We start from the raw sequence: 15304 nt of genomic DNA on the forward strand, positions 1-15304 counted from the left end.
GCCATGGCGCCCGCTTCCCCATCCACGCAAGAAATCTCCGACGGCGTCTATGTCTCGGTCGAACAGCTCGCCGCACTCGAATCGGCAGCGCGCGATCTGACATTCATCCAGAGGAACGCGGTACAGCAGCCCCTGACCGGGCGTCACAGTTCCCGGATGCGTGGGCGCGGACTGACCTTCGAGGAGCTGCGCGAATATCTTCCGGGCGACGATATCCGCACCATCGACTGGCGCGTAACGGCGCGCACCAACAAGCCCTTCGTGCGCATCTACGGCGAGGAAAAGGAACGTCCTGCCCTCATCGTCGTCGACCAGCGCACCAATATGTTCTTCGGTAGCCGCCGCGTCATGAAATCGGTCACAGCTGCGGAAGCTGCCATGCTGTGCGCCTGGCGCATTCTCGGCTCGGGCGACCGGGTGGGCGGGCAGGTGTTCAACGATAGCGGCACCACGCAGTTGCGGCCGCATCGCAGCCGCGAATCCGTCATTGCCTTGGCCGACGGCATCGCCGCCATGAACCAGGCGCTGAATGCGCGCACCCCCGGCGGGCGCGCCACGGGACAGCTGGACACGGTGCTACGGACCGTGGAGAATGTCGCGCACCACGATCATCTTGTGATCATCATCAGCGACTTTGACGGACATTCGGCGGAAACGCGCGATCTCCTTTTGCGCCTCAGCGTGCGCAATGACGTGCTCGCCATTCTGGTCTACGACCCGTTCTTGCTCGAATTGCCAACCAAAGGCGAGATGGTTATCAGGGGCGGCTCCATGCAAGCAGAACTCGCTTTCCAGCAGGCGAAGGCACGCAACGCGATCGGCGATTTTGCCCGAAGCAGGGGGCGCGAATTGTTGGCCTGGCAGCAGGAACTCGGCCTGCCGATGTTGCCGGTATCGACCGCGCTTGAGACGGCGCCACAATTGCGCCGATTGCTGGCGCAGACCGCCTGGCGGCAAAGGAGGCGATGATGGCCGATACGCCGCTCGATCTCGCAACACAACAGGCGTTGAAATCACTGGCCGATATCGAAACCCCCGCCCCCGTTGCGCTGTTCCCACAAACCTGGGGATGGGCCTTGGTGGCAATCCTCCTTCTTGCAGGAGTGGCAATGGCTTGCTGGCATTGGCTCAAGAAGCGACGAGCCAATCGTTACCGGCGCGAGGCCCTGCAAATTCTCGATCAGCTCGAGAACGAAGGCGATGCGGATACAATCGCCCGAGAGGTGCCGATACTGGTCAAGCGCGTTGCGTTGGCCGTCTGGCCGCGCGATGCGGTTGCCGCGCAAAGCGGCGGGGCATGGGTCGCGTTCCTGCAAAATGCCCTGCCGGATCGACGCCTCGGCGCGGATCTTGTCCATATGCTCGACGACATGGAATATCACCCCACACAAGGGAGCGCTCCTTCCGGTAACCCCGGGCAATTGCTCGCAGCCGCACGCCACTGGATCGACAAGCACCATGTACCAGCTTGATTTTCCGTGGTTGCTGGTGCTGCTGCCATTGCCGATCCTCGTCTGGTGGCTCCTGCCGCCATATCGCTCGCAATCTGCTTCGGTACGCATTCCGTTCTTCGAAGAAGTCACGCGGGCCGCGGGAATTGCACCATCGACCGGCTCACTGGTTACGCGCAGAACCTGGCCGGAGCTGATCGTTGGAACGATCTGCTGGCTTCTTGTCCTTGTCGCTCTCGCCCGTCCGCAATATGTCGAACCGCCGATCGAGAAGACCGAGCCGCAGCGCGACCTCATGCTGGCGATCGACCTTTCACAGTCGATGGAGACAAAGGACTTTCGCGATCCGGGCGGCAACCTCATCTCGCGGATAGACGCGGTTCGCAGCGTCGTCAGCGACTTCGTCAAGAAGCGCCCGGCCGATCGCATCGGCCTCATCGCCTTTGGCGACGCACCCTACCCGCTCGTCCCCTTCACCATGGATCATCCCACTGTGCAGACCATGATCGCGGAGGCGCTGCCCGGAATTGCCGGGCCACGGACTGCACTCGGCGATGCCATCGGGCTGGCGATCAAGATGTTCAAGGACACGAGCGCGCCCGAGAAGGTGCTCATCGTTCTTACTGACGGCAACGATACGGCAAGCAAGATGCCGCCGGCCAAGGCGTCGGACATAGCCAGGGATGCAAAGATCACGATCCATACGATCGGCATCGGCAATCCCCAAGCCACCGGTGAAGAGAAGCTCGACACTGCCTCACTCGAAAAAATCGCCGCGACGACGGGCGGACGATATTTCTTCGGCCAGGACCAGACCGGGCTTCAGGACATCTATACGACGCTCGACCGCATCACGCCCATCAACCAGAAAACACTATCCTGGCGCCCGCGCATCGAATTGTTCCACTATCCTCTCGGTGCCGCGCTTTTGCTCCTTATCGCCTATCATCTCCTTGCGCTCCTGTTCGCAAGGCTGCGAAACCGCAGCGGCGCTGCGCTTGAACCGGCAGCCAACCGATGATCGCCGATTTCCACTTCCTCTGGCCATGGTGGCTGCTCGCGATCCTCGCAGCGATCGCGATATTGTGGCTGGCATCGCGCCAGTCCGACATGAGGCTGCGCTGGCGCGATATGATTGCGCCGCAATTGCTCGATCACCTTGTCTCCGACGATCCATCCAAGGGGCGGCTGCGGCCCTATCACCTGACGGCAATTCTCATTGCCCTCGCAGCACTCGCCCTTGCTGGCCCGACATGGCAACGCGAACTCCCGCCTTTCGTTCAGGACGAAGCGCCGCTGGTGATCGCTATCGACCTGTCGCAGACGATGGACGCTATCGACGTCACCCCGTCGCGGCTTGAACGGGCGAAGCTCAAGGTTCACGACATCCTTGCCGCGCGGCCCGCAGCGCGAACCGCCATCATTGCCTATGCGGGCTCGGCGCATCTGGTTCTTCCGTTAACCGACGATGCAGCGCTCGTGCGCACCTATGTCGACTCGCTGGCCACGCGGATTATGCCCGTTGCCGGCAAGAATACTGCTGTCGCATTGGCAGCAGCAGAAAAAACGCTTGAAAGTGCGCAAGCGCCCGGAACGATTCTTCTCATGACCGACGGTGTCGATGCGGCCTCCTTCGATCAAGTGGCGCGGTTCGGCGGCAGCAACAACGTCGTGCTCCTTGCGATTGGCACAGCCGAGGGCGGTCCGGTCAAAACCAGCGGTGGAGGTTTCGCCATTGATGCTGCCGGAGGTCGCCTCTTCGCCAAGCTTGACGTCGACGAATTGAAACGGTTGCAAGGCGCCGGAAACATCAGCGTTGCAACCTTTACGAGCGACGACAGCGACGTGCGCTGGGTCGTGGAGCGGATCAAGACGCATTTCGCGCAGAAGGCCGCCGAAGCCGAAACGCGCTGGCGCGACTTTGGCTGGTGGTTGACCATACCGATCGTGCTGCTTGCCGCGCTGTCGTTCCGGCGGGGCTGGGTCGTGCGCTGGGCCGGCGCGCTTTTCGCCTTCCATCTCATTTTCAGCCCTCACACTTCACGCGCCGCCGATCTCAGCCTTGCCGATATGTGGCTGACGCCGGACCAGCAAGGACGTCTCGCCTATGAGCGTGGCGATTATCCCGCCGCCGCGGCTGCCTTCAGGGACAATGAATGGCACGGCGTCGCACTCTATCGCGCTGGCAAGTTCAGCGAAGCGGTCGATGCCTTCGCGGCAAGGGATACGCCAGAAGCCTGGTACAACCAGGGCAACGCTTTGCTTCACCTCAATCGGCTGGATCAGGCGGTCGCCGCCTACAAGCGCGCGCTGCAACTTCGAACAGATTGGCCCGAGGCCAAGGCCAATCTCGCCATTGCCGAGAAACTCGTGGCGCTGCAAAAGCAGGAGGAAGAGGAACAGCAGCAGGACCCCAATCTCAAACCTGACCAGGTCCAGTTCGACGCCAAGGGCAAGCAGGGCAAAAAGGGGCAGGTCAACGTTTCTGAACAGACTGCCGATCTGTGGATGAAGAATATCGAGGTCAGTCCGGCCGATCTTCTTGCCCGCAAGTTTGCCATCGAGGCACGAGGAGGCAAGCAATGAGACATTTTGGCTGGCTTGTCGCGCTTGCTCTTCTGTTTGCATCGCCGGTTTATGCTGCCGAGCCATTCGCCGAAACGTCGCTGGCGACACAGGGCAAGATCGTGGTCGGCCAGCAGGTGAGCATAGATGTCGACGTCTACGTTCCGAATTTCTTCACATCGCCGCCGCAGTTTCCATTGCTAGACATCCCGAACGCAATTGTCACGCTTCCCGACGAGCGGGCTCAGAACCTGGTCAAATCCGTCAGCGGCGAAGAATATTCCGGCATTCGCCGCACCTATTTCATTATTCCGCAGATCGCCGGCGAATTTACGCTCCCGACAGCAAGCGTACCGCTCGCCTATGCCAAGGTGCCGGATCAATCCACCCCAGCAACAGTAAATCTTCCCGCAGTCACCTTTGTCGCCGCGGAATTGCCACCCGGAGCGGAAGCATCAGCGTTTTCCGCCGCGCGTGCCCAGCTCAGCGAGACCATCGATGGAGACCCGGCCAATCTCAAGGTCGGCGACACGCTTGTGCGCACGGTTACGCTCTTTGCGACAGGGACGCGGGCAATGATGTTGCCGGAATTATCGTTCGACGTGCCGGATGGCGTAAAGCTCTATCGCCAGGCCCCGGCACTGGCGGACAATGTCGATGGCAGTGGCCGTGAGCGAGGGAGCAGCCGCACCGAGCGCGTCACCTACGTGATGGATAGGGAGGGGACGTTCACGCTTCCCGCACTGACCGCCACCTGGTTCGACACGGGAAACATGCAGGCGCAGCGGGCCGAACTGAAGCCCCTCGTCCTCGTCGTAAAGGCAAAGCCAGCGACGGCCAACGCTATTGCGCCCGATCTTCCCCAGGCAAAGGAAGCACCAGACCGCCTTTCCATCCGCGCAATACTTGGCATTGCTATCACCGTCCTCGCCGCCCTTGGCCTGGCTTTCCTCCTCCATCGCCTGTGGCCCCGCATGAAACGCTGGGTTGATGCGCGCAAGCAGGCCCGGGCCCAATCCGAGCCCACGCGCTATCGTGAACTCCTGGCAGCGCTCAACTCGGGCGACGCGAAGCGTGCCTATTCGGCGCTCAACCTCTGGACGAAAGCCATGGGATTTCGAAGCGCAACGGATTGGGCTGAGGCAAGCAATGACCGGTCGGTGCAGGACGCTCTGGCAGGATTTGAACGTGATCTCTTCGGCCCACCACATCCACCGACACAAGGCAGTGCGCGAATTCTTGCGTCCGCCATACTGGCCTGGCGTGTGAAGTATCGCCGCCGCGACCGGCGATCCTTTACAGTTACGCCAGCGCTTCCCCCGCTTAATCCGCCGCTCGGTAACTGGCAACGGCCGGCCAGAAACAACAGTATGTAACTGTAACGTACTTCAGTCGCAGCGAATTCGCGGCAATGCTCGCACAAGTTGACATTCGGAGAGGTAGAATGCCCGCCGCAGCCCAAAGAGATGGCTTCAACGAGCAGTTGAAATCGGAGGACGGCCTCATCTGGATCCCCGGACGAACCTTCATGATGGGGTCGAACAAGCACTATCCGGAGGAGTCCCCTGCGCACCCGGTCGAGGTCGACGGATTCTGGATCCAGGCCACCCCGGTCACAAACCGTCAATTCATGGAATTCGTCAAGGCGACCGGCCATATAACCGTTGCCGAAAAGGCCCCGAATCCAAAGGATTATCCCGGTGCGCTGCCACATATGTTGAAGCCGGGCTCGCTGATGTTCGATCCGCCGACCCGCCCGGTCACAAGCCCCGATATTTCCCAGTGGTGGACTTACAAGTTCGGGGCTGACTGGCGTCACCCCTATGGCCGGCGCAGCGACTTGCGCGGCAAACTCGACCATCCCGTCGTGCATGTGGCATGGCAGGATGCCAAGGCCTACGCGGATTGGGCCGGCAAGGACCTGCCGACGGAAGCCGAGTGGGAACTGGCAGCGCGCGGCGGGCTCGACGAAACCGAGTTTGCCTGGGGTGACGAACTGAACCCCGGCGGCCGGCAGATGGCAAATACCTGGCAAGGCATATTTCCACATCACAACCTTCGCTCCCAAGGCGACGACCGGACCTCGCCCGTCCACAGATTCCCACCGAACGGTTATGGCGTTTACGACATGATCGGAAATGTCTGGGAGTGGACGGGCGATTTCTGGTCCACACGTCATGAGGAGCCCGCGGCAAAGGCTTGCTGCATCCCGCTTAACCCGCGCGGCGGTCCGATCGACGCGAGCTATGATCCGCACACGCCGCAAATCCTTATTCCCCGGCGCGTCCTCAAGGGCGGTTCGCATCTTTGCGCACCGAATTATTGCCGGCGGTACCGTCCGGCCGCGCGGCATGCCGAACCCGAGGACACTTCAACCAGTCACGTTGGTTTTCGCTGCGTCAAGCGTTCGGATCAACGCTCGACTACGACCTGACGCTCAAACACCGCAATCGCGCTGATACAATCGTTGGAGGATCTCGATGGTCTGGCTTCATGAGATTTTTCGTCAATCGCCCGAAATTGCCTTGTTCCTGTCGCTTGCGGGCGGCTATGCCATCGGCAAGGTTCAATTCGGCAAATTCCAGCTCGGCGGCGTTGCCGGATCGCTGCTTGTAGCGGTGCTGATCAGCCAGGTCGGCGTCTCCGTCGACAATGGCGTAAAATCCGTGCTGTTCGCGCTGTTCATCTATGCCGTGGGCTTTGAAAGCGGCCCGCAATTCTTCCGCTCGCTCGGCCGTCAATCGCTGCGCGAAATCGCTATGGCCGTCGTGCTTGCTCTCAGCGGGCTGCTGACCGTCATCGTGCTGGCCCGGATGTTTGGGCTCGACAAGGGCCTCGCCGCCGGTATCGCCGCGGGCGGCCTTACGCAATCGGCCATTATCGGTACGGCCTCCGCCGCCATCGGCAAGCTCGGCCTGGCCGCCGATGAAGTGCAGCGCCTGCAAGGCAACGTCGCCGTTGGCTATGCGGTCACCTACATCTTCGGCTCGTTCGGCGCGATCATCGTTTGCGTCAACATTCTGCCGAAGTTCATGGGCCGCAGCATTCGTGACGACGCGATGAAGGCGGAGGCGGAACTCCTTGCCGGCGCGCAGGTCTTCGGGCCGGGCGAAGTGCCCGCCGCGCCCGATCTCGTCGGCCGCATCTATCGGGTGACGTCCGCAGCCGGAAAGACCATTGCCCAGATAGAAGGGCCGACGACGAGGGACGCGCCGATGACCATCGAACGCGTCAAGCGCGCCGGCGCGCTGATTGGCGTCCAGCCTGACCTCAGGCTTGAATCCGGCGATGTAATCCTGGTTGTCGGCCGGCGTGCGGGCGTGGTGTCTTCAGCACAAGGCATCGGTCCCGAGCTTCAATCGTCGGACGGCATGGACCTTGTCATCGTGACCCGCGATATCACGATCAACAGTCCGGCGCTGGTCGGCAAGACGGTCGCGGAAATCAGGGCGGCGACCGCCGATGACCTGCGCCACGGCATCTATGTCACCGGGATCAAGCGCGCCGACAAGCCGCTGCCGCTATTGCCTGACACGCGCATCGAAACCGGCGACGTGGTCAGCCTTTACGGCACTGACCAGGATTTGCAGAGAGTGGCCAAATCCATTGGCACCGTCATCGTCCCCAGCGACAAGACCGATTTCGTCTTCCACGGCTTTGGCATCGTTGCCGGCCTGCTGATCGGCCTCGCCGTAATCCGGATCGGCTCGATTCCTCTGACGCTTGGAAGCGGCGGGGGCGCCCTGCTCTCCGGTCTTCTGTTCGGCTGGTATCGCAGCCGCAACCTTGCCATCGGCAACATGCCGACCGCGGCGTCGACGCTCCTGCGCGACCTTGGTCTAGCAGGCTTCGTTGCGGTGGTCGGACTTCAATCCGGCCTGCAGGCAGTGCAAACCATCGCCACAAGCGGTCTTTCGATTTTTCTCATCGGCGTGGTCGTGACCATCCTGCCGCTGCTGATCACCATGGTCTTTGGCCGTTATGTCCTCAAATATGACAACACGGCGATCTTTGCCGGTGCGCTGTCCGGTTCGCGCAGTGCCAACCCTGCCTTCGGCGAAATCCTCGACAAGGCAGGCAATACGATACCGACGACCCCCTTCGCCATTACCTATGCCCTTGCCAATGTATTCCTGACCCTGCTCGGCCCTTTGGTCGTGGCATTTGCCTGAGGAGAGTTCCATGCCCCGCACAGACTACAGCCAATATGCCAAGCTTAGCCCGTTCGAACTCAAGGATGCGTTGATCCAGGTTGCCTCCAGCAAGGAAAATCGGCTCATTCTCAATGCCGGACGCGGCAACCCGAACTTTCTCGCCACCCTGCCGCGACGCGCCTTTTTCCGCCTCGGGCTCTTTGCGGTTGCCGAAGCTGAACTCTCATTCTCATATATGGAGAACGGTGTCGGGGGCCTGCCGAAAATCGCCGGAATCGAGGGGCGCTTTGCCCGCTATGTCGACGAACATCGCGATCAGCCCGGGGTAGTGTTTCTTGGGCGGGCTTTGAGCTATGTCCGCGACCAGCTCGGGCTCAATGCATCGGACTTTTTGCATGAAGCTGTCGAGGGGATTCTCGGCTGCAATTATCCCGTACCGCCGCGCATGCTTCGCGTCAGCGAGGAAATCGTGAAGCACTATATCGTCAAGGAGATGATCGGCGGCTTCATCAGTTCGGACGACATCGACCTTTTCGCGGTAGAGGGCGGCACCGCGGCCATGACCTATATCTTCAATTCGCTGAAGCAGAACAAGCTGATATCGGCTGGCGACAAGGTAGCGATCGGCATGCCCGCCTTCACGCCCTACATCGAAATTCCCGAGCTTAAGGAATACGACCTGAAGCAGGTTCATATAAACGCCGATCCTACCCAGGAATGGCAATATCCCGATAAGGAGATCGACAAGCTTCTTGATAAGGACATCAAGATCTTCTTCTGCATCAATCCGAGCAATCCCCCCTCGGTGAAGATGGATGATCGCAGCCTCGAACGCATCACGAAGATGGTCGCGGAGAAGCGGCCGGACCTGATGATCCTTACCGATGACGTCTACGGGACCTTCGCGGACGACTTCAAGTCGCTGTTCGCGACCTGCCCCGCCAATACCCTTCTTGTCTATTCCTTCTCTAAATATTTCGGTGCAACGGGATGGCGGCTCGGCGTCATCGCAACGCAGCGCGAAAATATCTTCGACGCCAAGCTCAAGGGGCTCTCCAAGTCCGACCGCAAGGAACTTGACGAGCGCTATTCGACGCTTGTTCCTGACGTATCGAAGCTGAAATTCCTCGACCGGGTGGTTGCGGACAGCCGGGCGGTTGCCCTGAACCACACGGCCGGGCTTTCCACGCCGCAGCAGGTACAGATGGTGCTGTTTTCGCTGTTTGCCCTGATGGACGAGAGCGACGGCTACAAGGCGGAGCTGAAGAAGCTCATCCGCCGCCGTGAGGCTGCGCTCTACCGCGAACTCGGGCTGCCGCCGGAACACGACGTCAATGCCGTCGATTACTATACGCTGCTTGATCTCGAACATATTGCCCGCAAGCTCTATGGAGATGCATTCGCCGACTGGGTGAAGAAAAATGTGGCGCCCACCGAGCTCCTGTTCCGGATTGCCAGCGACACCGGCATTGTACTGCTGCCCGGCAGCGGCTTCGGTACCCTGCATCCTTCGGGGCGCGCCTCGCTCGCCAATCTCAACGAATTCGAATACGCGAATATCGGGCGGTCGTTGCGCAAATTGGCCGACCAGATTTATGCGGACTACAAAGGCAAGAAGAAGGGTTGAGCTAGCCGGTCCTGTATCAGCATCCTCGGGGCCAATCCCGAGAACTGCAATGAGCTGCGATCAACCCCGTACGCGCACGGAGAGCGTGGTTCCCTTCTTGCCGGTGGATATATCGAGCAGTCCGTTGAAGGGTCGCAGCCGCGCCTCCATTCCGGAGAGTCCGACGCCGATCGTATTGCGATTTCTGCGCTCTATGCCGATGCCGTCATCCTTCACGGTCAAAGACAGCATCGGGTATGCATCGCTGCCCTGGCGCACAAGCCTGATCGTGGCGTGGCTTGCGCGTGCATGGCGGTAGATATTTGTCAGCGCCTCCTGGACAATGCGAAATATCGCAAGCTCCACGCCGGCCGGCGGCCGCTTCGTGCCAATTTCGGGCGCCACTCGCAGCTCGATCTCAAGACCGCTCCGCTCCTCGAAACCGACGACGAGCAGTTCGAGCGCATTGGGCAGCCCGGACTCGTCGAGCATCGGCGGGTGAAGCAGGTAGGACAGCGTTCGCAATTCCTCATTGCTTTGCATTATCAACGCGGCGGCGCGGTGCAGTGCCCGCGACGTGTCATCGTCAGTCTCCGAAATGCGGGAACGGGCGCTGTCGAGTTCCATTGCCGCGCCGATCAGATGCTGGCCGGTTGAATCGTGCAGATCGCGCGCTATCGAACGGCGCTCCTCATCCTGCGAGACAAGCACGCGCTCGCTGACCTCGCGAAGCGACTCGTTGGAATGAAGCAGCGCTATCGAATTGCGCCGCGCCATCCATGCCGTCGCCATGAATGCTGCAAGGGCAGTCGCGAGAACCGCGCCATAGACGAAAACCGATTGCCACCAGCCATTCAGCAATTTGCCTTCATCGATGGCGTAGCTCACGTAAAACGGAAACGCCTCAACCTTTCGGTATGCCACCAGCCGGTTCGTCTGGTCGTTTGCAGACACGCTGTTGACCACTCCTGCGGCCGGATTGGCTCCCACGGCAGACGCGAACCACAAGGGCGCCTGGTTGCCACCTTGGGCAAAGGGGACATTGACGATGACCCTGCCATCGTTCCGCAGGAGCTGGGCAACATCGGACGGCGAAGCCGCGCCATTGAACAGGTTGGAAAAATACTCGAGCGGCATGGTGATCAATATCAGGCCGTCGAACAAGCCATCCTGCCGGTGCAGGGCCTTGCTCATGGTCAGCGAGAGTTTACCATGGACCCTCCCGATGAGCGGCTCGCCAATGAATGTCTCGCTCAACGGATTATCGTGTAGGTAGCGGTAATAATCGCGGTCAGTGACGCTGAACGACTTTGCCGGAAAGCCCTCACTATAGGCGACGAGCGAACCTTCCCTGTTGACGAGGGCAATGACGCCAGAATGCTTCAGGAATTGCTTTTGGTCGGCGAGAAGGCTTGCCACTTTCGGCGACGCCACGATGTCGCTCCAGGGCATCGGATCGATTTCAGAAGAGATGTTGCGCAAGACCATTTCATTGGCTTCGAGGATCTTGCTGACATAGGCTTCAAGCAGCGCCGTCTTCTGGCGCAACTGAACCGTCGATTCGGAGATCATCCTGTCCCTGCTCTCACCCACGCCGATAATGAAGACGAGAATGATCGCGGCGACGCTGAGGAAGAGGAGAAGTCCGTAAGGCAGCAGTTCCAGCGGACGCGAATGTGAGCGGACGCCGCTCAGCGCTTTACCGGCGGGCGCCATCAGGCCAAGGCGGCGCAGGAGTGCAGGAAGTCCCGCAAGCGCCCATCGATCACCACTTCTGCGCAGAATGCTCAACACCAGTCCCCAGTCACCACGTCCGCCACAGCGGATCCGCCTGTTTATACTGCAATTCTATCAAGTAAAAAGGAAAGTAATTACGAATGTAATTGCCCATCATTGTTACACATTTTCCCATCGCCCGCATCGGGAATTCTCCTGACCGCCCTGCGCAATGCCTGGGTCAGGGGATTTCGGGTTGTCAAAAGCGAAGAATGAAATACGCTGGACGCCATGATCGAGATTGCAGGAGCCCCTTTGACCGGACCACAGCTACGAGCCCTACCCGTGACGATCTTCCGGCGCTATTCGGTAGCCGAGCTTTGGGCAGATGGCGTTGTGCACGTTCTGGGCACCACGCTCGCCATCGTCGGATCGATCATACTCCTGACGATCGTGCTCGGTCAGTCAGCGATCGGCACCTCGGCCGCGACCGCCATCTACGTCGGAACACTTGTGCTTTCGATGGGTCTGTCAGCCACCTACAACATCTGGCCGGAATCGCCGATCAAGTACTTGCTGCGCCGTTTCGATCATTCGGCGATCTATCTCCTGATTGCCGGCACTTATACGCCCTTCATGGCGAAGTCGGGCACATGGTGGCTGCTCGCAGGCGTCTGGGCCACGGCCGTGGTCGGTGTCGGCCTTAAACTCGTGATGCCAGGACGCTTTGATCGCCTCGCCATCGGGCTTTATCTCTTGCTTGGATGGAGCGGGGTTTCCGCTTATCACCAGCTTGAAGGGGCCTTGTCAGCATCGGTGCTGTGGCTGATCCTCGCTGGCGGCATTGTCTATTCCTGCGGCGTCATCTTTCACGTGCTCGAACGCCTGCCGTTTCACAATGCGATATGGCACAGCTTCGTCCTCACAGCGGCCGGCATCCACTTTGCGGCCGTCTATTCAGTCGTCGTCTGAAAAATTCTACTGCGTATCGACCGTCGGCTGATCCTGCCCGCTTATTGGTGCGGTGAAAGGCATAGTGAATACCTGTCCGCCAATTCCGGCCGCAAGATCGGTGGAGAACGACAATGGCATGCAGGCCTGGATCGCTTCGATTGCTGAACCCACGAACTTTTGACGCGCCTTGTCATCGCCATCGACAGCGATATTGGTCGGCTTCGGCGGCCCAATCAACGTTCCATCACGCTTGAAGCTGAAGCTGAGCGTTACCGTGCCCTTCCAATCCGAGGCTGGCTTCCAGCAGGCGGCAATCGCCTGGCCGACGTCATCCATCGTCTGCAGCGGTTCGGCGGAGGCCTTGTTTGTCGATATGGCAGCCGCGGCGAAGAAAATTGCGGCGGCAATGGCCTGCGTTTTCATGACGGTACCTCCAACACATGCGGCGCACAGGTGCGGCCAGGCCAAATCATAGCGCAAAAGGCTGCGATAACAACAAGATGTCGGAGAAATTCGAGCCGCACGTGGAAGTGCGGCTCGCCTTGGCCAATGCGTTAGAGCCCGTTCGCCTTGAGGATCGCAGGTGCGTTTTCCTTAGTGATCGTTTCCGTTCCAAGCACGATCTTCTTCTCGACCTTTTCACCCGCGAGAACCTTCAAGGCTTGGCGCAGTCCTTCGGCACCTGGCGTCGGATAGAGGAATGTCGCAGCCAGTTCGCCCTTGTTCACCCATTGGACGCCCTCATTGGGCAACCCGTCGACGCCGAGGAAAAGGATATTCTTTTCACGGCCCGCATCCTTGGCGGCAAGGTAGGCGCCATAGGCCATTGGGTCGTTGTGGCCGTAGACCATGGTAATATCTTCATGGTTGCGCAGGGCGGTCGCCATGATGTTGTAGGCCTGATCCTGTTTCCAGTCGCCCGATTGCTTGTCGAGCAGATATTTGATGCCGGGTTCCGCATCCGTATATTTGTGGAAGCCGTCGCTGCGATCATGGCTTGCCTGCGTGCCCAGCCCGCCCCAGATCTCGACGACGGTGCCCTTCGCCTTGCCCTTGCCGCCGAGGAGTTCCACGGCATGTTTGCCCGCGGCCTCGCCGATCACAACATTGTCGCCGCCGATCCACTGCGTATATTTTTCGGTATCGACGTTGCGGTCGAGAACAATAACGGGAATGCCTGCGTCCATCGCCTTTTCGACGACGCCGGTAAGGCCGGCGGATTCCTTTGGCGAAATCAGGATGGCGTCGACCTCTTGGCGGATAAAGTTTTCAACGTCAGCGACCTGTTTTTCAGTCTTGTCCTGGCCGTCGGCAACCAGAAGCTCGACATTGGCGTGTTTCTTCGCCTCTGCTTCGAGGTCCTTGTTGAACTGGACACGCCACGGCTCGACGGTGGTCACCTGGCTGAAGCCGATGACGTATTTATCCTTGGCTTCAGCCAGGGATACGTGGAAGGCGACTGGAGCGATCAGGGCCGTCGCGAGGGCCCAGGTGGCAAACTGCCTGCGGGTAATCTTCATTCTCTCTCTCCCTTTGTGGTTATGCGTATTATTCGCCGTGCCGGCCTGTCTCCGTCTGCTGGCTGGACACGGATCTCTCGGGTGCGTCGCGCACCTTGAGCTGAGAAAGGAAGAACATCCAACCACTTGAGCGGCGTTCCTGCAGCAGGACCGCGACAATGATGATGATGCCCTTCAAGACGAGCTGGGTATTGCTGTCGATATTGTTGAGCTGGAGGATATTGCTGAGGAAACCGAAGATGAGGACGCCAACGAGCGTGCCGATCATCGATCCGCGGCCGCCCATGAGGCTGGTCCCGCCGATGACAACGGCAGCGATCGCATCGAGCTCGAGGCCCATGCCGGCATCGGGCTTACCCTGGCGGTATTGCGCGACGTAGAGGATGCCTGCCAGCGCTGCAAGATAGCCCGATATCGCATAGACGGTGATCTTGACGCGCCAGACCGGGACACCGGCAAGCCGGGCCGCTTCCTCATTGCCTCCGATCGCATAGACGTAGCGGCCGAACTTCGTAAATCTCAAGATGATCCAGAAGAGCAGGATGACGCCCGCAAAAATGACGCCAGGGACCGGAATGATACCGAAGATGAGCGCCCGCAGCGCCTCGAAATCCTCGGTGGCATTGCTTCCCGTATAGACCGGCCATACGGCCGTGTTCTGTCCAGCAGTCAGACGGGCAATGCCGAGCCCGGCAACCATCATGGCGAGCGTAACGATGAAGGGCTGCAACCTGCCGCCGACGATAACGACACCGTTGATTGCCCCGAGCATCAGACCGACAGCGGGCACGACAAGCAGAACGAGCAGGACGCTGGCCTTGCTTGCGGAACTCGACGCGACCAGGGCGGCGACGATAAGCGCGACGGCCAAGGCGGCAACCAGTGCGATCTTGGAGAGTCCGGGAACCGCTCCCGTTTGCGTTGCGCGCCGCTGCACCTTGACAGCAAACGATGCGACGCCGAGGACGACAAGGAAGGCCAGCAGAAACACAGCTGGAACACCGAGCAGATAGGCGGAAGACCAGCCTTCATTGGTCAGGAGCATCGCGCAGACCACGGAGCCGAGTGCAAGCACCGACCCGACCGAAAGGTCGATACCGGCAATAAGGATCACAAGCGTCATGCCGACAGCGGTGATGCCTGTCACGGAGATTTGCCGGAACACGTCGGAAAGATTGCCGAAGGACAGGAAGATATTGTGTCCCTTCGATGAGACCGGCGAGGACAGAACGCCGACTGCAAACAGCAATGCGAGGCCCCAATAGAGCTTGGTCGCCTTTACGATGCCCTTCAGCCATTCCATGGTGTTCGATGATGCCATTGCCCGCTCGCCTGTAT

Annotated in this window: 13 protein-coding genes; 9 read left to right on the forward strand and 4 right to left on the reverse strand. The window is 60.0% G+C overall.

Annotated features, from left to right (window positions below):
- The first annotated feature begins 3 nt into the window (after window positions 1-3).
- From AC1DNI_RS18020 to AC1DNI_RS18055, 8 genes are all read left to right on the forward strand, one after another.
- Window positions 4-969: a DUF58 domain-containing protein gene (locus tag AC1DNI_RS18020; protein WP_477692828.1), complete on the forward strand. Its 966-nt coding sequence runs from the start codon at window positions 4-6 to the stop codon at window positions 967-969.
- Window positions 969-1472, forward strand: coding sequence for a DUF4381 domain-containing protein (locus AC1DNI_RS18025; protein WP_477692829.1), 504 nt, complete (start codon window positions 969-971; stop codon window positions 1470-1472). Before AC1DNI_RS18020 ends, AC1DNI_RS18025 begins: the two co-directional genes overlap by 1 nt.
- Window positions 1459-2472: a vWA domain-containing protein gene (locus tag AC1DNI_RS18030; RefSeq protein WP_477692830.1), complete on the forward strand. Its 1014-nt coding sequence runs from the start codon at window positions 1459-1461 to the stop codon at window positions 2470-2472. Before AC1DNI_RS18025 ends, AC1DNI_RS18030 begins: the two co-directional genes overlap by 14 nt.
- Window positions 2469-4037, forward strand: coding sequence for a VWA domain-containing protein (locus AC1DNI_RS18035; protein ID WP_477692831.1), 1569 nt, complete (start codon window positions 2469-2471; stop codon window positions 4035-4037). The genes AC1DNI_RS18030 and AC1DNI_RS18035 overlap by 4 nt, the downstream gene beginning before the upstream one ends.
- Window positions 4034-5392: a BatD family protein gene (locus AC1DNI_RS18040; protein WP_477692832.1), complete on the forward strand. Its 1359-nt coding sequence runs from the start codon at window positions 4034-4036 to the stop codon at window positions 5390-5392. Before AC1DNI_RS18035 ends, AC1DNI_RS18040 begins: the two co-directional genes overlap by 4 nt.
- Before the next feature lie 68 nt (window positions 5393-5460).
- Window positions 5461-6450, forward strand: a complete 990-nt coding sequence (locus AC1DNI_RS18045) for a formylglycine-generating enzyme family protein (RefSeq protein ID WP_113280657.1) — start codon at window positions 5461-5463, stop codon at window positions 6448-6450.
- A 46-nt stretch (window positions 6451-6496) separates the two neighbouring features.
- Window positions 6497-8188: an aspartate-alanine antiporter gene (aspT, locus tag AC1DNI_RS18050; RefSeq protein WP_113280656.1), complete on the forward strand. Its 1692-nt coding sequence runs from the start codon at window positions 6497-6499 to the stop codon at window positions 8186-8188.
- A gap of 10 nt (window positions 8189-8198) precedes the next feature.
- Complete coding sequence (locus tag AC1DNI_RS18055) at window positions 8199-9797, forward strand: bifunctional aspartate transaminase/aspartate 4-decarboxylase (RefSeq protein ID WP_113280655.1); 1599 nt, start codon at window positions 8199-8201, stop codon at window positions 9795-9797.
- 60 nt (window positions 9798-9857) lie between these two features.
- On the opposite strand, the gene AC1DNI_RS18060 is transcribed toward AC1DNI_RS18055, so the two are convergent.
- Window positions 9858-11567, reverse strand: a complete 1710-nt coding sequence (locus AC1DNI_RS18060) for a cache domain-containing sensor histidine kinase (protein WP_477692833.1) — start codon at window positions 11565-11567, stop codon at window positions 9858-9860.
- A gap of 240 nt (window positions 11568-11807) precedes the next feature.
- Between AC1DNI_RS18060 and trhA the strand changes: the two genes are divergently transcribed.
- Entirely contained in the window at window positions 11808-12464 is a 657-nt protein-coding gene (gene trhA, locus AC1DNI_RS18065; RefSeq protein ID WP_477692834.1) for a PAQR family membrane homeostasis protein TrhA, read from the forward strand.
- A 6-nt stretch (window positions 12465-12470) separates the two neighbouring features.
- On the opposite strand, the gene AC1DNI_RS18070 is transcribed toward trhA, so the two are convergent.
- The 3 genes from AC1DNI_RS18070 to AC1DNI_RS18080 all read right to left on the reverse strand — a co-directional run bounded on the left by AC1DNI_RS18070 (window position 12471) and on the right by AC1DNI_RS18080 (window position 15269).
- Window positions 12471-12869 (reverse strand): hypothetical protein, encoded by a 399-nt coding sequence (locus tag AC1DNI_RS18070; protein ID WP_477692835.1) that lies wholly within the window; start codon window positions 12867-12869, stop codon window positions 12471-12473.
- A 131-nt stretch (window positions 12870-13000) separates the two neighbouring features.
- Complete coding sequence (locus AC1DNI_RS18075; RefSeq protein WP_091921865.1) at window positions 13001-13966, reverse strand: substrate-binding domain-containing protein; 966 nt, start codon at window positions 13964-13966, stop codon at window positions 13001-13003.
- Between the two features lie 28 nt (window positions 13967-13994).
- The gene (locus tag AC1DNI_RS18080; RefSeq protein ID WP_477692893.1) at window positions 13995-15269 is read right to left on the reverse strand and encodes an ABC transporter permease; all 1275 of its coding nucleotides are present in this window, start codon (window positions 15267-15269) and stop codon (window positions 13995-13997) included.
- Between the last annotated feature and the right edge of the window lie 35 nt (window positions 15270-15304).

The organism is Phyllobacterium sp. 01N428, from assembly GCF_056399405.1.